Here is a 19,965-nt window from a genome sequence, read left to right as displayed (position 1 = left end):
GGCCGAACCGCTCCGGATCATTCCCTGAGGAAATCGCGAATGATGCCCACGCACCGCGCGAAGGCCGGGTCTGTCGCCGGGAGAATGTGGTTGACCGTATCGAGCGTGACGAAGCGGGCGTCCTTGATTCCCGCCGCGAGCTCTTGCCCCTGCTCATAGGGCACGCCGGCCTCGTTGCGCGCGTGAAGCACCAGTGTTGGAGCCTTGACGTTAGCAAGAATGCCGCGGATGTCGACTTCGCCGTGGGCGAGAAGGATGTTCGCGGCGTTGTCGGCGGTCGTCGTTTTCTTCTGCAGGTCGGTGAACCAGGTCTGGCTCTCTGCCGGGGCGTCGGGCATGTAGACCGTCGTCAGCATCGTCCGGACGGCGTGGTTGTAGCTCCCCCACGCCGCGCGGATCAAGGCGCAGCGCGCCTCACCAACGACCTTCGAGTCCGGAGCATCGCGGTGCCGCCAGCCGCGGGCATATCCGCCGAGCAGAACGAGCTTGGTCACCCGATCCGGATGGCGCGCCGCGAAAGCGACGGCCTTGGCGCAACCTTGCGACAAACCAAACAGCGGAAACCGCTCCAGGCCGAGCGTGTCAACCACCGCTTCGAGATCCTCGACCTGGCGGTCGAGGCTGAAGTCGATAACGTCCCATGACGACAACCCGTTGCCGCGCGCGTCGTAGCGCACGAGCCGATGGCCGGCGGTGAGCGCGCCGAAGAGGTCCCGCCAGACCGGGCTCTCCCAATCAAACTCCAGATGGTTCAGCCAGTTGGCGGCCTTGACCAGCGGCGGCCCGGCGCCTGCAAGGGCGTAGGCGATCCGTGTGCCGTCGACGCTGTGGCAGAAGCGGATGTCCTGCTCGGGAGGCGCCTGTTGCGCCCCTTCCGCCGTGAGCGCCGGACGACCATCGGTGTCTTGCTGAACGACCGGCGCGACGAAGCGAAAGCCGCGGCCATGGAGGGTTTTGACATAGCGCTGGTGCTTTGCATCGTCGCCGAGCGCTTTGCGAGCCGAACGGATGGCACTCGACATGGCCGCTTCGGAAACAACCCGGCCATCCCAGACAACGGCCAGAAGTTCGTCCTTCGAAACCACCCGATCCCGGTTTGCAAGAAGGTGCAGAAGCAGGTCGAGAACCTTCGGTTCGACCTTGACGGCCACGCCGTCCCGCGAGAGCTCCCGGGCCGCGTAATCCAAGGCAAATGCATCGAAACGGTAGGTCATGGCCACTGCCCGTCACTGGCGATGACGGTACGAAACGTCACCCGGCAACCTAACGCCATTCCTGGAAATCACCAGACATTCCCCAGAATCTCGCGAGGTCTCCCGCAAGATTCCCGAGGCGCCGCGGCGGTATGCCCCAGCCAACGCAGGCGCCGAACAGCGCCGGCGATGTAGCGCCGGACACATAAGGACGGCGCGACACCCCCCACGAAACCTCTGACTAAAAAGGGAAATTCAAATGAGCTCTTCAAACCGAAACGCTGCAGGAAACGCCGTCCTGATGGCCACGGCGGCAACAATTGCGCTGATGGCAACGCCGCTTGCGGCCGAGCCGCTTCGCCACGAGATCGTCTTCGTCGACCATATCGAGGCCGGGCTGATCGAGCAGGACGTCTTTGTCGATCGTAATGGCGAGGTCTATCGCGCCACCCCGGATAACATCGACATGTCCGCCGACGTCTTCACGACAGCAAACCCGGTCCCGCACGATCCGGGCAACACCGAGGCGACCGGCCCCTTCGCGAAAGGAGTGCCGCTCAACATGACTATGGGCGACTGGCTCAGCGCCGCTGGCACGGGCACCTATGTGTGCGAGGATGGTCACGGCCATCTCCAGTTGGAGTTCTCTGGGCTTGTCCCGGATGGCGTCTATACGCTCTGGCACTTCTTCATGACCGCAGCACCGACCGAGCCGTTCATCGGCACCTTTGACCTACCGATCGGCGCGCTCGACGGCTCCCAGGCGACGTTCCTTGCCGACGCGGATGGCAACGCCGTCTTCGACCAGACCTTCGAAGACTGCATCCAGTTGTCTGGCCAGCAACTCACGGCCGGGCTTGCCGTCAACTACCACAGCGACGACAAGACCTATGGCGTTCTGCCCGGCGATTTCGGCCATAACGCCCACATTCAGCTGTTTGCTGCTCTGCCGAAAGAGCCGAGCCTCACCAACTGAGGTTGCATGCTGGGCCTTGAATGAAGAACGCTGCGTCACGTCCTGTGGCGCAGCGTTCCTTCGCAACGTTCCGATCCACCACATTTCGTACGGGCAAACGGGAGGTCCGCCGGTGCTACAATCTGAGTTGTCCCACGAAAGCGGATACCCAACCCTTGCAGGCCACGCTCAAGCGAATGCCGGAGTCATTCGAACCCACTGGCAGTCTGGGATCCGACGAACGGCGTTGGTAATGGAGTTGCATATGCCGGAGGCGAACCACTAGGCTGGCGGCCGAGATGACCCAAAGGAGAACCGGCCGGTGCCGTTGAGATTGCTACCTCTGGCCTTAGCGGTCCTGATCGCGATCCCGTTGTCGGGTTCGCCCCAATCATCGGCGGCCGAGCAGACCTCGGACATCCCGGCCTGGCTCGCCGCGCATGTCGGCACTGGCGAGGGACAGATCGCACCGGTGGTCCTGCAGAGAGCCCGCGCGCTTTACCAACGCAAGACGCGCCAAGGGGCCGTCCGCAATCCCTGCTACCTTTCCATGGATGCAACCCGACCCAGCATGTCGGACGGCCAAGTCGGGCGTCGGTTCTACATCATCTGCGAGGAAGACCGGGTGTTCCGCGCCATCTCGTCCGGCTACGGCAACGGACGCAAACTGCAGCGCGCCGATTTCTCCAACGGACGGCAATGCGCAAAGAACTTCAGCAACGCGGAGGGATCCAAGCTCACCACGGGCGGCGCCTACGTGACCGCCGAATCGAGGACCTCGTTCAAAGGGTACTATCGCAGCTCGGGCCAGAGAACGCCGTTCCATCGCACCTTCCTGCTGTTCGATGGCGAGGGCGACACGGCCAATGCCAGGGAACGGGCCATCGGCGGACATCAGGCGCGGTTCCTGAAATGGCAGTGTCGTTTCAGGAATCCGGGAAGCCCCTATGCCGACGAGGAGGGGTTCGTTCCTTACGGAGAAATGGTGAACTACACCAGCGGCCGCAGCAACGGCTGCACAACCTGGTCACCCGAAGACTCCGACTTCATTCTCGCGTTGACGCACGACAACCCGACGACGCTCTACATCTATCCCGAGTCCGGCGACATCGACGCCGTCGCGGCTGCGGTGAAAGATCGAAGGTCTCCATCCGACACCGGACTGTACTGGAACGCCGCGTGCCTGAAATCCATCGGCATACCGCAGTTCTGGCCCAAGGAAACCCTCCAGCCCATCATCAATGAATGGCGGGCGTCCCTTCCGCAAGGACCGTTCAAGCCATTGCCGATCTGCAGATGACGGTTGAGCACTTGAGCCTTTTGGCGTCGGCTCGCTCGCATCAAGAGCCGGCCGTCGGACACGCGCCGACGCCGGGCCGACACGACGGTATTTAGCTTGGTTGCGGGGGTAGGATTTGAACCTACGACCTTCAGGTTATGAGCCTGACGAGCTACCGGACTGCTCCACCCCGCGCCAAGAATGCTCCAGCTCGCGCGAGCCGCGCCCGATATAGACCCATCCTCGCCGGATTTGAAGGCCCCCACGCCTTTGCCGGCTACTTTTTTGTCGGCCTTGGGAACGGCCCTGCTACGCCACGGGTCCGGCGACCCTCATCGTCTCCACCTTCCGCTGCGGGGAGACGAGTGCCATAGTATCGATGGCGCCCCTCCTGCTCCGAACGGAGAGACGATCGATGACCGACCCCACCGCCAATCTCGCGCTCTCCACATGGAGCCTTCACCGGACCCTCGGCATCAGCTACCCGGACTCACCGGACAACCCGGGCCGCGGTCAACCGGAGCCGACTTGGGGTGAGGGTACGATCAGCCTGATGGACCTGCCGGCCGAGATCGCCCGTCGCGGCATCCATCGTCTGGAAATCTGCACGTTTCACATGCCGCGTCACGATCGCGGCTTCCATACCGAGCTGCGGGCGGCGCTCGACGAAGCCGGGGTAACGTTCCAGACATTGCTGATCGACGATGGCGACATCACCCATCCCGACTACCACGACCGTGACATGGATTGGATCGAGGACTGGATCGAGATCGCCACCGTGCTCGGCGCCGAAAAGGCACGGGTGATCGCCGGCAAGCAAACACCGACGCCGGAGGTACTTGAACGCTCGATCAATGGCCTCAAGGAACTCGGCCGCTTTGGTGCAGGACACGGAGTCCGCGTCATCACCGAAAACTGGCTGGCGACAACCCCCGGCCCCACCGAGGTAAACGCGATCATGGACGCGGTCGGCGACCAAGTCGGGCTGCTTGCCGACTTCGGCAATTGGAGTGGCACGTCGAAGTACGACGACCTTGCCGCGATCATGGTACGCGCCGAGAACACCCACGCCAAATGCGCCTTCTCGGACGATGGCGAAATGAACGCTGACGACTTCGGCCGCTGCCTGGCGGTGGCGTCTGAAGCGGGCTTCAACGGGCCGCACACACTCATCTACGAAAGCGCCGACAATGACGAGTGGGGCGCGATCGAACGGGAACGCGATTTCGTCCGCAACCACCTCCGCGGCACTGTGCACTAGCCAAACCACTTCACACTCAACCGTTATTCGCCAGTCTGGCTGGGTCCGATTAGGCTGCCCTTGATGATCATGATCTGACAGGAGCGGGCCCAATGATGGACGTAGACTGGATCCAGGTAGCGGATGCGGATGACCTCCCCGAAGGGCGGGTGATGACGGTCACCGCCCGCACGAAGGACATCTGTCTGTCTCATTTCGACGGCCAATGGGCGGCGATGGACAACCATTGCCCGCATCAGGGCGGGCCCCTTGGCGAGGGGACGATCGAGCGCGGGGCCGAAGGCAAGTGCTGGATTCGCTGTCCCTGGCACGGCTGGGATTTCGACCCGCTGACCGGCAAGCCGCCCGGCGGCCACGAGGACTCCGGCCAGGCGCTCTATCCGGTCGAGATCCGCAACGGCGCTGTCTTCGTCGGGGTCGAGCCGGAGCCAGCGCACGAACGCACGATCAGTGACGCGATGGCCGAGACCTTCGTCGCCTGGGGGGTCAAGCGCGTCTTCGGCATGGTCGGCCACTCCAATCTCGGCCTCGCCGACGCCATTCGCCGACGCGTCGTCGATGGGGAGATGGCGTATGTCGGCATCCGCCACGAGGGTGCCGGCGCGTTTGCCGCGTCCGCCTATGGCAAACTGACCGGCAAACCCGCCGCGTGCCTGACCATCGCCGGGCCGGGTGCCACCAACCTGATGACCGGCCTGTGGGACGCCAAGGTCGACCGGGCGCCGGTGCTGGCGCTCACCGGCCAGGTGCAGACCCAGGTCCTCGGCCCCGGCGCCTTCCAGGACATCGACCTGCGCTCCGCCTTCGAAGCCGTGAGCCGGTTCTCGCAACCGGTGCTGCCCTCCTCGAACCACACCGAACTCGCCGCCCTCGCCTGCAAGACCGCGCTGGTCGAGCGCGACGTCGCCCATCTCATCTTTCCCGACGACGTCCAGACCCCGCCCTCCGACGCCAAACCCAAGGGACCGGAAGGGCGCATGGGGCGCGCGACGGTGAAACCGTCGGACGCGGACATCGAAGCCGCGCTCGATCTGATTGCCAAGGCGGAACGGCCGGTGGTGGTGCTCGGCTACGGCGCGCTCGAGGCTCGCGCCGGTCTGATCGCCATGGCCGAGCGGCTCGGCGCACCGGTACTCACCACCTTCAAGGGCAAGGGAATCATCCCGGACAGTCACCCGAACGCCGCCGGTGTGCTTGGCCGGTCCGGCACGCCGATCGCCAGCTGGTTCATGAACGAAGCGGACCTGCTTATCTGCCTCGGTACCTCGTTCTCCAACCACACCGGTATCGCGCCCTACAAGCCGATCATCCAGGTCGATTTCGAGCGGATGCAGCTCGGTCGTTTTCATGCCGTGACCCTGCCGATCTGGAGCGAGATCGGTGAATTTTGCCGGGCTATCACCGCAGCGGCACCGGGCCATGATGGCAAGCCTGACCAGATCGCCGACCTTGCCGATCGCTGGGCCGCCTGGCGGGCAGAGAAGAAGCGCCGGACCGCCGACGACCACGGCCAGGGCATCAACTCGGCGATCGTCTTCGAGGCGATGACCGACCTGATCCCCGACGACGCCATCATTGCCGTCGACGTCGGCAATAACACCTACTCGTTCGGCCGCTATTTCGAGACCGAGGGGCAGCGGGTGCTGATGTCGGGTTATCTTGGCTCGATCGGCTTCGCCTTTCCGGCTGCACTCGGCGCCTGGTCAGCTACCCAAGACTTTCCCGAGTACGCTGATCGCAAAGTGGTGTCGATTTCCGGCGATGGCGGTTTCGGCCAGTACGGCATGGAGTTCACCACCGCAGTCAAATACGGCATGAACATCACCCACGTACTCCTCAACAACAACGAGCTCGGCAAGATCTCCAAGGAGCAGCGCACCGGCGCGTGGGAGACCTGGGAGACCGGACTGCACAACCCGTCCTTCGCCACCTTCGCCCGGCTCTGCGGCGGCCATGGCCGCAGGGTTACCGATGTGGCGGATCTGCGCGAGGCACTTGTCGAGGCGCTGGGCTTTCCGGGCCCGTCGCTGGTCGAGATCATGACCGACGCGCAGCTGGTTTAGCGGCGGTCGTCCAGAGACATCGTCATCCTGCCTGCGTGTTTCGAGAGACGCGCCGACATGGTTCCGATCCCCTCCAATCTCCCCTTTCCAAGGAAAGCGGCCAGTCGGCATCTGCCGGCATTCGGCCTTGTACGGGTCGGCATGGCGGGCGCGCCGTAGGCCGGATAAGCCGAAAGTGTCATCATGATCGATATCAGCCAACCGCACCATCGAAGACGTCGAATTCATACACATTATCGAGAACATCGCCCGCGGCCAGTCGGATTTCGCCAGCGTTACTGGGGCCGAGGCAGACGAGCGGGAACGGCTCACTGACCGCAAACAACGCATAGGGCTGGCGCTGGCGAATGGTGAGCCCAGCCGTCGGCGGCTCGGCGAACCCGTCGATCGTACCGCGGAAGGTGACCGCTTGCGGCACCATGCCAAGCGCGTCGGCGAACGACATCTCATGCCCGTCGACATAGAGTGTCGTGCCACGGAACACGCAACCGAAGTCGCGTCGGAAGCGGACACCGAGGCCGTGATAGTTGATCCGACGACCGTCGGCCGTCTCGTGAGCCCAGTGGCTGACGATCAGGGTGACGTCGCGCAGCGCCTCGAGACGGCTTTGCCATGACCAGACGAAGACCGGCCGGGTGGCATCGAACCGGCAGGCGAGGCGCCGCTCCTCGCGGAACGTCGGCAGGCTGCCATCCTCGGCCGTCCAGACCAGAGACTGAACGAAGCCGATAGAGGCGCCGACCTCAGTCAGGCTGTCGAAACCCTCATGAGTCTGGATGCCGACCGCCTCGCCGGGGCGGACCGGCCGCTCCTCCCAGAAGTTGATGTCCGCAGCCGACAGGCCATACCAAACGCCGCGGTGATGGGGGTGGTCGTGCGGGAGACTGAGAGTGATGACATGTCCAGCCAGAGTGATGAGTGGATGGAGCGACGGTTTGACTGGATCGGCGAACGTGTACGTGCCGGCGTGCGCACCGTCGTCGGTGAGGAAATCGGCGGTCTCGTCAGACAGGCGGAGTTTCATACAGGGTTTTCGATTCGAACGGGCGTTCAGGGGGTCGGGGCGGGCTTATCCCACGCCGCTCCGCGACGCCAGTGGCCGCACCACGCATACAGCGTCAATGGAAGTTGCGCCCCTTGGGCATGACCTTGCCGGCCGACTTGGCGTAGGCGTCAGTATTCCCCGTTTCTTTCGCCAAGCGGATCGACCGCGCGCGCGGACCGATCTTCTCGCGCATGTCGACCTGGGGCCGGCGCACTTCATCGGCTCGGCTCAACGCCTCAACGACCTCACCCGACCGGGGATCGGCGGCCTCTTCCGACAGGACAGCGAGCATCGACGTGAGGTCTTCCAGCTGCTCCGCCACCACGTGAATGACGCTGCTTTCGCTTTGCACCCGGCCGGTGACCGCCACCAGCCGGGCGCCGAGCACCACCGGGCGAAAGCGCTCGAAGGTCCTCGGCCAGACAATGATGTTGGCGATATCGGTCTCGTCCTCGATGGTCATGAAGATAACGCCGCTGGCGGTGCCTGGTCGCTGGCGGACCAGCACCAAACCGCTGACGGTGACCCGCCGGCCGGGCGGCGGACCGGACCACGGTCGCCGCGTGATGTTCGGACCGTCGCGGTCGGGCTTCCGGCGTTTCACCGCCGGCCTGGGTCGATCCCGGGCAGGGGGCGTTTCGATTTTTGTTCCCCCTCGGTCAGGCCAGAGCCTGTTCCGGGCAGCGACCCGGGAGCGCTCCTCGCCGGGATTCCTTGTGTCCCTGTCGGGGCTCCGCCCTTCCGCGCCTCTTGTCTCTTCCCGGTCGCGCTTGCGATGCTCCTCGCCTCTTGTTGCCTCATCCTTCAGCGCCAGATCGATCAGGGCCGCGTTGGTGATGATCCGCCGGGCGGCGAGGTCGCGGCGCAGGAACGAAACCGGATGCGCCTTCAGCGACAGGCTGAGAAAGCGATAATCGTTGACCACATGCTCGCCGATCGGCATCGGCGGCAGCGCCACATCCGGCTCCCGCTGGAGCGCACCGTGCTCGGCAACGTCGAACAACGGCAATCGCCCCCCCGGACGGTCCGCCGCGGCGGTGCTGCCGAGGCCGCGGGCAGCCCACAGCGCGTCGCGCCGGTCGAGACCGAGGGAGCGAAACGCATCGGCATCGGCGAGGCGCTCAATCGCCGCCCGCGACAAGCCGGAGCGCAGCCACAGATCGCGGACCGAATCGAAACCTGCCCCCCGCGCCTTCATCAGCGCCTCGGCGTCCTCCTCCTTTATCCCCTTGATCTGGCGAAGCCCGAGCCGCACGGCATGGGCGGAGCGAATGTCGTCACGCTGGTCGGCATGGGCAGCATGAACCCGGGTGCGGATGCGGTCGGTCGGTTGCCCCTCCTCCGGCTCCAGCGTCGAGTCCCAGTCGGAGAAATTGATATCCGGCGGGCGGATGGTGACTCCATGGCGGGCGGCGTCGCGGACGATCTGGGCGGGAGCGTAAAAGCCCATCGGCTGGGCGTTAAGAAGCGCGGCGCAGAAGACGTCCGGGTAGTGGCACTTCAGCCATGACGAGGCGTAAACCAGCAGCGCAAAGCTCGCCGCGTGGCTCTCCGGAAAACCGTAATCGCCAAAGCCTTCGATCTGGCGGAAGCAGCGCTCGGCGAAATCGCGCTCGTAGCCGCGGGCAGTCATCCCCTCGACCATCTTCTTCTGGAACGTGCCGATGGTGCCGACCCGGCGGAAAGTGGCCATGGCGCGGCGAAGCCTGTCGGCCTCGCCGGGGGTGAAACCGGCGGCGACAATGGCGATCTTCATCGCCTGTTCCTGAAACAGGGGTACACCGAGGGTGCGGCCGAGCACTTGTTTCAGTTCGTTCTTATCGCCGTGTCGGGGCTTGGGATAGTTCACCGTCTCAAGGCCCTGTCGACGGCGCAGATAGGGATGGACCATGTCCCCCTGGATCGGACCTGGCCGGACGATCGCCACTTCGATTACCAGGTCGTAGAAATTAGCCGGCTTAAGACGCGGCAGCATCGACATCTGCGCCCGGCTCTCCACCTGGAAGACGCCGAGGGAATCGGCTCGCCCGAGCATGCGATAGACCGCTTGATCCTTATCTGGGATCGAGGCGAGGGTCGGCCGTTCGCCATAGTGCCTTTCCATGAAATCGAAGGCGCGGCGGATACAGGAGAGCATGCCGAGCGCGAGAACATCGACCTTCAGCATGTTAAGCGCGTCGAGGTCGTCCTTGTCCCACTCTACGTTGGTCCGGTCTTCCATGGCGGCGTTCATCACCGGCACCATCTCGTCGAGCCGGTCGCGGGTCATGACGAAGCCGCCGACATGCTGGGAGAGATGGCGGGGGAAGCCGATCAACTGCTCCGACAGCACCATCACCTGATGCATGGTTCGCTCTTCAGGGTCGAGGCCGATGCGGCGGATGTCGGCGTCGCGGACACCATTGTTCGACCAGCCCCAGATGGTGCCGGAGAGGGCGCCGATGGTGTCCTCCGACAGGCCGAAAACCTTGCCCACCTCGCGAACCGCTGAACGGGTGCGGTAGGTGATAACGGTGGCGGCGAGACCGGCACGGTGACGACCGTACTTCTCGTAGATGTACTGCATCACCTCCTCGCGCCGCTCGTGCTCGAAATCGACATCAATGTCCGGCGGTTCGTTGCGTTCGGCCGAGACGAAGCGCTCGAACAGAAGATCGACGCGTTCGGGATCGACTTCGGTGATGCCGAGCACGTAGCAGACGGCGGAATTGGCGGCCGAGCCGCGCCCCTGGGCGAGTATCTCCTGCTCCTGGGCGTAACGCATGATGTCGTGGACGGTGAGGAAATAGGGCGCGTATTTGAGTTCGGCGATGAGCTTCAGTTCATGGGCAACCAGATCCCGAACCTTCCTTGGCACGCCGCCTGGATAGCGCGTGGCGAGGCCCGCTTCGGTTAGCTGCTCCAGGGCTTCCTGCGGTGTTGCTGCGTCACCGGTCGGCTCGTCCGGATACTGGTATTTCAACTCGTCGAGGGAAAAGCCGAGGCGTTGGAACACGGCGCGGGTTTCGGCCACCGCTTCCGGATAGTCGGCAAACAGCCGGGCCATCTCGGCGGCATCCTTCAGATACCGCTCGGCATTGGCTTCGAGCAGCCGGCCGGCGGTCGCCAACGTCTTGTGCTCACGGATGCAGGTGATGACATCCTGAAGCGGACGCCGCTCGGCGATGTGATAGAGCACGTCGTTGGTGGCCATTAGGGGCACGCTGTATCGGCGGGCAAGCCGGGCAAGGGCGGCAAGTTGCCGGTGATCTCCCGGGCCGTACTGGCGGCGCACCATCAGCCGCACATTGCGGGGGAAGGCGTCGACGAGGATGGCGAGGGTGATGGCAAGAGGGTTGTTGGGCCTTTCCGGGACGACGCTCAAGTGTTTCCTGTCGCCCCCACTTCTCTCGAAGGGGGGTTTCGCGAAACCTTCCACCGCTCGTTCCCGCGAAAGCGAGGACCCAGTCTTCGCCAGGGGCATCCTCACATGTCCTGGATTCCCGCCTTCGCGGGAATGAGCGGTGAAAAGAGCTGCTCCCCTTTCGTCTACCATCAGGGAAGCTGACTGAAGGGCCGTGCCATAATCCGGCATCACCCCAAGGATCAGGCCCTCGCCCCACTCCAGGAGATCAGCCAGATCGAGATGGCAGTCGCCCTTTTCGGCGCGGCGGTTGCCGGTGGTGAGCAGCCGGCAGAGCCGGCCATAGGCGTTCCGGTCGGTCGGCCAGGCAAGGATGTCGGGCGTGCCGTCGCGGAACACCAGCCGACAGCCGACGGCATAGGGCATACCGGCTTCCTTGGCCGCAACATGGCCGCGCACCACGCCGGCGAGGGAGTTGCGATCGGCGAACGCAATTCCGGCGAGGCCAAGCTTCACCGCGGCGGGGACCAGCTCCTCCGGATGGGAGCCGCCACGAAGGAAGCAGAAGTTGGAGGTGACGGCGAGCTCGGCATAGGCGGTCATGAGACCCTGGCCCTGATAAGATCATCCTTCATCCGAACACCCCATGCAGGTACCAGCGTGGGGTCATCGCCTCGAGCCCGTAGAGCCCTTCGCGAAACAGCCAGAAACGATTGCCGGCGGCGTCCTCGACCCGGAAATAGTCGCGGGTGAAGCCGTCGTCACTCCGCCACCATTCCGGCGCGATGCGCTCCGGCCCTTCGACTCGGGTGACGCGGTAGAGCGCCCGCCGCCAACGGAAATGGATGGGCGGCCCGTCAGGGACCGCAGCGGTCGCCTCCACCGGTTCGGGATGGGGGAAAAGCCGAAGCGGGCGGTCGATCGGACCCGACGCAGCCGGCATCGGTGTGTCGATACCATCCTCCGGCGTACCGGCTATCGGGAACGCCTCCGACCGCTCGGGGATGTGGCTGTCACGCCCGACGACCCGCTGCACCCGGTCCGGCCCAAGCCGGGCGCCGATCCGGTCGATGAGCTGGGCGAGGTCGGCGTCCGCAGCGGCATCGCCAACGAGATCGATCTGAGCCGGGGCATCGGGCGCGGTTTCCGGCACCGACAGGCGAACCATGTCGAAACCGAAACCAGCATCGATCTCCTCGGCAAGGCCAGCGAATTTCTCAGCGAACAGGGCACTGACGTGCTCCGGCGTCCTGACCGGCCGACTGGTACCGACCCCGAGCCGTGCCACCACTCCGTCGACCCGGAACAGCGCCAGCTCGAACCGGCGGGCGCCGGTCCCCTGCGCTTCGAGGCCAGGGGCGAGCCGCGCCGCGAGGGCGACAATGGTAGCGGCGATATCGTCATCGGTTACGATCGGCTCGGCAAATCGTCGTTCGGCGATGAACGCCGCTACCGGCCGGCGAGGGCTGATCGATTCCTCGACCCGGCCCAGGGCTTCATCGAGACGGCGGATCAGATTGCTGCCGAAGCGGGCGGCCAACGGCGCCCGGGGCGCATCAATGATCTGACCGATCCGCTTCAGGCCGACCCGCTCAAGCGCCGAGACTGTTTCGCCTTCAAGCCGCAGCGCCGCCATCGGCAGGTCGATTAAGGCAGCGCGCGCCTCGCCCGGAAGGACGCGGATCGCCCTGTCGAAGCGGGCTACGGCCCAGGCGGCCCCGGGTGTGTCGGCAATCGCTGCCCGGGCCAAGAAACCCTGGGCGACTAGCCGGGTCAGGCAATCGGTAACCAGCGCCGTCTCACCGCCGAACAGATGGGTGCAGCCGGTGATGTCGAGGATCAGGCCGTCAGGCGGATCGAGCGCGACCAACGGGGTGTAGCGCTCGGCCCAATCGGCAAGTGCCGCGAGCAGCGCCCTGTCAGCGGTCTCATCCTGATCGACCGCGTCAAGCGCGGGGATCATGGCGCGGGCATCGGCGAGTGCCTGACCGCGCTGCAGACTCTGGGCCTCCGCGGCTTCGTCGAGGGCAACGATGCGGAGCGCGCTCTTGACCTTGGCGGCAACCACCAGCGGGGAGGCACTGGCGCCTCCCAGAGGCCCCTTTGGCGGAAGGGAGCGCGCCGTCGTTCCTCCCCCGCCCGGTCGATTGGCAACGGACTGCGTTCCCCGCCGCACGGCAAACGGATTGCCGGTGTTGCGGGGATGCCCAGTCGGAGCGGGCGCGAGTCCCGTCGGGGCAGCGTCAGACACCCCGCGCGGTGCGCCGCCGCGCGTCGTTTCATCCGGTGCGACGTAGCGCCACGACCGCCCCAGCCGCATACGCCAGATCCGATCGGTCAGCAGATACGGCAGGGCAATGGTCAGATAGCGCCGCGGTAGGGGGCCTCGCGAGGGCGAAGCTGCGGTTGCCATGATCCCACTCCAGATCGAACCGGCCGGTAGGGCCGGTACGGTTGCGTTCAAGATCGAGCCGCCACACCGGACGGCCGATGCCAGCGGCGAAATCGTCGATAATGGCGGCCGGCTGGGGACTCACCCGCCAGCGGGTCGCGGCCGCGCCAGGCTCGGCATTGGCGGCCTGGCGCAAGAGCAGCCCCATGACGCCACCGTCCCGGGCGCGTAGCGCCAAGCGCCGGCCGGCGGAGAGATCAAGGACGCTTGGGTGGCCGCGGATCTCGGCGAGCACGGCGGCAAGACCGGCGGAGCGCAACCCTTCTTCGAACACCCACAATGCCTCCTGTGGGCGGCGCACCCGCACCAGAACCAATCGGTCAGCGGGAAGTCCGAGTTGGGCGAGACCGGGGCCGTGAACGACGCCGCCTTCGCGCGCCGCCGATGCCTCGATCACCCACAACACCGGCCGATCGTCGATCGCAGTGAGCCGCGCCAGCAGGGCAACGGCAAAACCGCTGGCGCTGCCGGCATTCCGGGTGATTTCGGTCCGAACCTCATGGAGCGCGTTACGCCGCAAGCCCCCGGCAAGTCGATCGTCGAGCACCGGCACCCCGAACGGCAGGATCATCCCGCCGCGTCGCGGGGAAAGACTGGTCGCAGGGGGCGGGATCGAGCCCTGTGTCGCGGGTCGGGCATCGCCGCCCGGCGCCAAGGCCGCCGGACGTCCCTCGATCGCGGCGATCCGCCGGCGCAGATGCGTTACCGTTGCCCCTGCCGTCAAAGCGTTGGCAGGCATGCTCTTTGACACCTCTAACGATATGTTCCTGTTTTGTTCTTATAGATTCCGAAGAACGAACGGGGAGTCAAGCAAGTCCTGCGGGCAATGGAAGATCGATCGGCACCGCCCACCCACCGATGGACCGATCCCGAACCACAAAACCTATTGGCCCGTCACACTAGCTCAACGGTTGACCCGAGCTGTCAGTTCCGCCACCAAAGCGTGGTCTACAACCTCCGGGAGTTTCCGTTGATGTCGTTTGCGCTGCTCGGCCGATCAGGCCTGGCCCTTCTCGCCACTATCGCCATGCCCACCGTTGCCGTTAGTGAGGAATCTCAGCAGTACCAGAACCTGCTGACGCAGCTCTTCGCGGACAACAAGACGATCATCGGCCAGGCAATCGACGCCTACCCAACGGGAACGCCCAAGATCACTGCCGTGATCGTCACCGTGCCACCGGGCAAGGACTCCGGCTGGCATACTCATCGGGTGCCGCTGTTCATTTACGTGATGGAGGGCGAGATCACCGTCGACTATGGCGAGAAGGGCAAGAAGGTCTACAAAGCCGGCGATACCTTTCTCGAGGCGATGGATTGGCCGCACACCGGCATCAACACCTCCAACGCCCCGGTGATAATCATGGCCGTCTACATGGGGGTCGAGGGCACGCCCAATGCTGAAGCTGTTGAAGCGTCCCAGTAGCGTCGAAACCGGTTCCGCCATGACGGCGGCCAAGGCGATTCCCTGATAGACTGAGCCGTCTGCTCGGGGGATGACATGCCAGCCGCCGCCAAACCGCCGCGTCCAACCATCGAAGCGATCCGCCGCGCCGTTACAAGGCAGGCGCCAAAAGGCAAGCGGCGGATGCTCTCGGCTCTCGCCCGCGACCTGTTCGCCGATGTCGACGAGGAGGACCTTGCCGGCCACCCCTTGAGCGAACTTGTCGAAAGCGTCCGCTCGGCCGCCGATCTCCTGTCGACACGTGCCCCCGATCAGACCGTCGTGCGAATCACCGATTTGGCCACGGACGGGGACGGTTCGGCGGTTACGCTGGTTGAAATCCTCAACGACGACATGCCGTTCCTGGTGGATTCCACTATCCTCGAACTTCAAGACTTCCGCGCCGACATCCGCCTGGTCACCCATCCGATCATCTCCGTCACCCGCGACGACGCCGGGCGGCTGACGGCTTACAGCGCCAAGGACGGGCATCGCGAAAGCCTGATCCAGATCCATGTCGGCCGCATTCTTGAGCCGGCCGATCGGGACGCCCTCACTCGCCGGCTCGATCTGTTGTTCGCCGAAATCCGGATCACGGTCGCCGACTGGCAGATGATGCGCGACCGGCTCGAGGCGGTCGTCGATCAATACCGCAGGCGGCCACCGCCGGTTCCGATCGCCGATCTCGAGGAGTCGATTTCCTTCCTCGAGTGGCTCGCCGACGACAACTTCACTTTTCTCGGCGTCCGCGACTACGATTTCACCGGTGGCAGGAGCCGGGGACGACTGAGCCGCGCTAGAGGGAAGGGGCTCGGCATTCTCTCCGACCCGAAGGTTCGGGTGCTGTCGCGCGGCGGCCGCGGTATGACGATGACACCGGCGATCCGTGCTTTCCTGATGCGCCCGGAACCGCTGATCATCACCAAATCCAACCTCAGGGTGCGAATCCACCGTAACGCTCATGCCGACTACATCGGCGTCAAACGCTACCACGACGATGGTCGGCTGGCTGGCGAGACCCGATTTATCGGACTGTTCACCTCAACCGCCTACAACCGCTCGATCTTCAACGTTCCCTATCTGCGCGGCAAGGCGAAGGCGGTGATTGCCCGCGCCGGCTTCTCGCCCGACGGCCACTCGGCCAAGACACTGATAAACGTGCTGGAATCCTACCCGCGCGATGAACTCTTTCAGGTAGACGCCGACAGTCTGTATGCCGCGGCAAAGACCATCATGGCGCTCGCTGTCCAGCCGCGCATTCGGGTGCTGACCCGCCGCGATCGCTTCGATCGCTTCGTTTCGATTCTCGTGTTCGTGCCGCGCGATCGCTACGACAGCACCGTCCGCGAGCGGATCGGCGCGTATCTCGCCGAGGTCTTCGATGGGCGGGTGTCCGCGTACTATCCAACCTTCCTGGAAGGGCCGCTTACCCGCGTGCAGTTCATTATCGGACGTGACGCGGGCAAGACACCGAACCCGCCTCAGGCGGTGCTTGAAAGCGCGGTCGCGGAGATCATCGCGCGGTGGCCGGACGCGCTGGTGCGCGCAGTCAACGAGCGGTTCCCACCGGAGGAGGCGGCGCCGCTGATCGCTCGGTACCGTGACGCATTCCCGGTGGCCTATCAGGAAGTCACGATTCCCAACGACGCGGTCGACGACATCGTCGCCTTTGCGAGCTTGACCAGGGCGCGACCGGTGGCCGGCTATTTCCACGCCGTATCCGGGGGCGCCGAACCTGCGATCGCCCTGAAGCTCTGTCATCTCGGGGCGCCGGTCGCACTGTCCGCCCGGGTACCGGTCCTGGAAAACATGGGGCTGCGTGTTATCGACGAACTGACGTTCCCGATCGAGCCGGCCGACGATTCACCGCCGATCTTCGTCCACGAAATGATGCTTGAAAACGCTCGTGGCAACGCGATTGCGCTCGATGCCGTTGGCACGGCACTGATCGACTGCTTCCTCGCGGTTTGGCACGATCGCGCGGAGAACGACGGTTACAACGGACTGGTGATCGGAGCCCGGCTGACCTGGCGGGAGATCGCGATCCTGCGCACCGCTTCACGCTTCATCCGCCAGTCGGGAACGCCGTTCACCGAAGACCATATGTGGCGGACATTGAACCGTCACCCAGAGATCGCCCGGGCATTGGTCGAATTGTTCACCGCCCGGTTCGATCCGAACGGCCCGGACGAGCGACTCGCCCGCCGACGGCGGACCCGGATCGAAGCGGAACTGGAAAAGGTCGAGAGCCTCGACGAGGACCGTATCATTCGGCTCTTCCTGGTGATGTTCGATGCGATCCTGCGGACAAACTATTTCCAGAACGAAGAAGACGGCCAGCCCCACACTACCATTTGCTTCAAGCTCGAATCGCGACGCCTCGACTTCCTGCCGTCGCCGCGGCCGCTTCGGGAGGTTTTCGTCTACAGTCCGCGGGTCGAGGGTGTGCACCTGCGGTTCGGTATGGTCGCCCGCGGCGGATTGCGCTGGTCAGACCGACCGGTCGATTTCCGCACCGAAGTCCTCGGACTCGCCAAGGCCCAGGAGGCGAAGAACGCGGTGATCATCCCGCATGGTGCCAAGGGTGGATTCGTGCCCAAACGCCTGCCGACCAACGGCGATCGCGCCGCGTTCGTCGCCGAGGGAATCGCCGCCTATCGCGCGTTCATCTCAAGCTTGCTCGACGTGACTGACAACCTCGATGGTGACCAACCGGTGGCGCCGCCCGACGTGGTCACCCGTGACTCCGACGACCCATATCTGGTGGTTGCCGCCGACAAGGGTACGGCAACCTTCTCCGACATCGCGAACGAGGTTGCCGAATCGCGCGGCTTCTGGCTCGGCGATGCGTTCGCCAGCGGCGGCTCCCATGGCTACGACCACAAGAAGATGGGCATCACCGCCCGCGGCGCATGGGAATCGGTCAAGCGACATTTCCGCGAGATGGATATCGACATTCAGACCACACCGTTCACGGTCGTCGGCGTCGGTGACATGTCTGGCGACGTGTTCGGCAACGGCATGCTGCTGTCGGAGCAGATCAAGCTGGTGGCGGCCTTCGACCATCGCGACATCTTCATCGATCCGGATCCCGATCCAGCCATCAGCTATGCCGAGCGCAGGAAGTTGTTCGAGACTCCACAGAGCTCCTGGCAGATGTACGACCGGCGCAAGATATCGAGGGGCGGGGGTGTTTTTTCCCGGGCTGAAAAAGCGATTCCACTGAGTCCGCAAATCCGGGCCGTGCTCGATCTGGGGAGCAAGACCGCGCCACCGGGCGAAGTGATGCGGGCTATCCTGCGCGCCAGCGCCGACCTGTTGTTCTTCGGCGGTATCGGCACCTATGTCCGCGCCAGCACCGAAACCAACGATCAGGTCGGCGACCGCGCCAACGACGCGATCCGCGTCACCGGCGAGGAACTCCGCGTCAAGGTGGTCGGCGAAGGCGCCAATCTCGGCATGACGCAGCCGGCCCGGATCGAGTTCGCACTTGCCGGCGGGCGCTGCAACTCCGACGCCATCGACAACTCCGCCGGAGTCAACACTTCCGACGTCGAGGTCAATATCAAGATCGCGCTCGGCAGCGCGATCCGCGACGGCCGACTCGATATGGAGGCCCGCGACAAGCTGCTAACGCGAATGACCGAGGAAGTGGCGGCCCTGGTCCTGCGCAACAACTATCTGCAAACACTGGCGATTTCTCTGTCGGCCGCGCGTGGCTTCGCCGCCTTTCCTTTCCAGCGGCGGTTGATTCAGGACCTGGAGCGCCACGGTCTTCTCGACCGCCTGATCGAATCGCTGCCGGATGATGCCACGCTCGACGAGCGCCAAGCGGCCGGCAAACCGCTGACCCGGCCGGAAATCGGCGTGCTGGTCGCCTACGCGAAGATCGCCCTCGCCGACGAGTTGATGGCGAGCAACGTATCGGACCACGCGACGCTGAGGGGAGAGTTGCGCGCCTACTTCCCCAAAACGATGCGGGAACCGTTTCGCCGAGATATCGATGCGCATCGCCTGCGTGCCGAAATCATCGCGACCCAGGTGGCCAACTCGGTCGTTAACCACTGCGGCGCCAGTTTCATTGTGCTGGTCGCCGATCGCACCGGCGCACCCCCGGTCGAAATCGCTCGGGCTTATGTCACGGTTCGCGAGGCGTTTCGGCTGCGTGCGCTCAACCGAGCCATCGACGATCTTGATAATCGGATCGGCGGCACCTTGCAGATTGCCCTCTACCAGGCCGTCCAGAACCTGACGATCTCGCGAACTATCTGGTTCCTTCGGAACGTGCCGCTCGGCAGAGGTATGCTGGACAAGGTCGCTAGCGAGTATGGCGAATCGATCCGAACGCTCGACGCGGAACTCGCGTCCCTGCTCTCACACCAATCACACGCGATCCTGACCAGCACGATCGACTCATATCGTAGTGACGGCGTTCCCGAGGATCTGGCGACGACCGTGGCGCGACTGCGGTTCCTGGCCCAGGCCACCGACATCCATCTCATCGCCAAGGCTACAAGCAAGCCGTTCGAGGCGGCTGCGGAGACCTACTACCGAATCACTGATCGCTTCCGCATCGATCGTGCCATTCGGGCTGCCGCCGCCATGGCGATGCCCGACTACTACGACGAGCTCGCCCGCGATCGGGCGCTGGAGACGCTGGCCCGTGCTCACCGGCAGCTGACCGTCGACGTTCTGAAGGCCGGCGGACTGCCGGCGTGGGAAAAGGCCAACCAGGAAGCCCTTGAACGGGCCGTGGGCCTCGTGGTCGGCATGATTGAGAGCGAGGAGATGACGCTCTCGCGGATCATCGTGGCGTCCAATCTGCTCACCGATCTGGTTGGCGGCTCCTGAGCAAAGCGAACTCTCGGCACCAACTCAGCGAACCCGTACCTTCCCGGTTGACCGGTCGGTCGTGACGGCCGACACTTCGGCC

11 protein-coding genes and 1 tRNA gene are annotated in these 19,965 nt (G+C 64.6%); 6 read left to right on the top strand and 6 right to left on the bottom strand.

Going from position 1 to position 19,965, the window contains the following annotated elements; genetic code table 11:
- Positions 1–17 precede the first annotated feature (17 nt).
- On the bottom strand, positions 18–1,214 hold the full coding sequence (locus ACO076_RS05725) for an alpha/beta fold hydrolase (protein WP_421725764.1): 1,197 nt from the start codon (positions 1,212–1,214) through the stop codon (positions 18–20).
- A gap of 238 nt (positions 1,215–1,452) precedes the next feature.
- On the opposite strand from ACO076_RS05725, the gene ACO076_RS05720 reads away from it, so the two are divergent.
- Together ACO076_RS05720 and ACO076_RS05715 are read left to right on the top strand one after the other, a co-directional pair.
- Positions 1,453–2,169, top strand: coding sequence for a hypothetical protein (locus ACO076_RS05720; RefSeq protein ID WP_421725763.1), 717 nt, complete (start codon positions 1,453–1,455; stop codon positions 2,167–2,169).
- A gap of 301 nt (positions 2,170–2,470) precedes the next feature.
- Positions 2,471–3,448 carry a hypothetical protein gene (locus ACO076_RS05715; RefSeq protein WP_421725762.1) on the top strand — a complete coding sequence of 326 codons (978 nt, stop codon included), beginning with the start codon at positions 2,471–2,473 and terminating at the stop codon, positions 3,446–3,448.
- Positions 3,449–3,545: 97 nt separating this feature from the next.
- Here ACO076_RS05715 and ACO076_RS05710 read toward each other — a convergent pair.
- Positions 3,546–3,622: transfer RNA gene (locus tag ACO076_RS05710), tRNA-Met, on the bottom strand.
- 220 nt (positions 3,623–3,842) lie between these two features.
- On the opposite strand from ACO076_RS05710, the gene ACO076_RS05705 reads away from it, so the two are divergent.
- Together ACO076_RS05705 and ACO076_RS05700 are read left to right on the top strand one after the other, a co-directional pair.
- Positions 3,843–4,688, top strand: coding sequence for a sugar phosphate isomerase/epimerase family protein (locus ACO076_RS05705; RefSeq protein ID WP_421725761.1), 846 nt, complete (start codon positions 3,843–3,845; stop codon positions 4,686–4,688).
- 95 nt (positions 4,689–4,783) lie between these two features.
- Positions 4,784–6,751 carry a thiamine pyrophosphate-binding protein gene (locus ACO076_RS05700; protein ID WP_421725760.1) on the top strand — a complete coding sequence of 656 codons (1,968 nt, stop codon included), beginning with the start codon at positions 4,784–4,786 and terminating at the stop codon, positions 6,749–6,751.
- A 193-nt stretch (positions 6,752–6,944) separates the two neighbouring features.
- Here the strand turns inward: ACO076_RS05700 and ACO076_RS05695 are convergent, their stop codons facing one another.
- From ACO076_RS05695 to ACO076_RS05680, 4 genes are all read right to left on the bottom strand, one after another.
- Entirely contained in the window at positions 6,945–7,775 is an 831-nt protein-coding gene (locus ACO076_RS05695; protein WP_421725759.1) for a DUF6807 family protein, read from the bottom strand.
- A 94-nt stretch (positions 7,776–7,869) separates the two neighbouring features.
- The gene (locus tag ACO076_RS05690; RefSeq protein ID WP_421725758.1) at positions 7,870–11,742 is read right to left on the bottom strand and encodes an error-prone DNA polymerase; all 3,873 of its coding nucleotides are present in this window, start codon (positions 11,740–11,742) and stop codon (positions 7,870–7,872) included.
- A gap of 28 nt (positions 11,743–11,770) precedes the next feature.
- Positions 11,771–13,207, bottom strand: coding sequence for a Y-family DNA polymerase (locus ACO076_RS05685; protein ID WP_421725757.1), 1,437 nt, complete (start codon positions 13,205–13,207; stop codon positions 11,771–11,773).
- Positions 13,208–13,418: 211 nt separating this feature from the next.
- Positions 13,419–14,330, bottom strand: a complete 912-nt coding sequence (locus ACO076_RS05680; protein WP_421725756.1) for an ImuA family protein — start codon at positions 14,328–14,330, stop codon at positions 13,419–13,421.
- Between the two features lie 234 nt (positions 14,331–14,564).
- On the opposite strand from ACO076_RS05680, the gene ACO076_RS05675 reads away from it, so the two are divergent.
- Together ACO076_RS05675 and ACO076_RS05670 are read left to right on the top strand one after the other, a co-directional pair.
- On the top strand, positions 14,565–15,014 hold the full coding sequence (locus ACO076_RS05675; protein ID WP_421725755.1) for a cupin domain-containing protein: 450 nt from the start codon (positions 14,565–14,567) through the stop codon (positions 15,012–15,014).
- A gap of 75 nt (positions 15,015–15,089) precedes the next feature.
- The gene (locus tag ACO076_RS05670) at positions 15,090–19,883 is read left to right on the top strand and encodes an NAD-glutamate dehydrogenase (protein ID WP_421725754.1); all 4,794 of its coding nucleotides are present in this window, start codon (positions 15,090–15,092) and stop codon (positions 19,881–19,883) included.
- The last annotated feature ends 82 nt before the right edge of the window (positions 19,884–19,965 follow it).

The organism is Bauldia sp. (assembly GCF_965232525.1).
GTDB lineage: Bacteria > Pseudomonadota > Alphaproteobacteria > Rhizobiales > Kaistiaceae > Bauldia.
The sequence above is the reverse complement of the archived record's forward strand: the minus strand, read 5'-3'. Positions and strand labels throughout refer to the sequence as shown.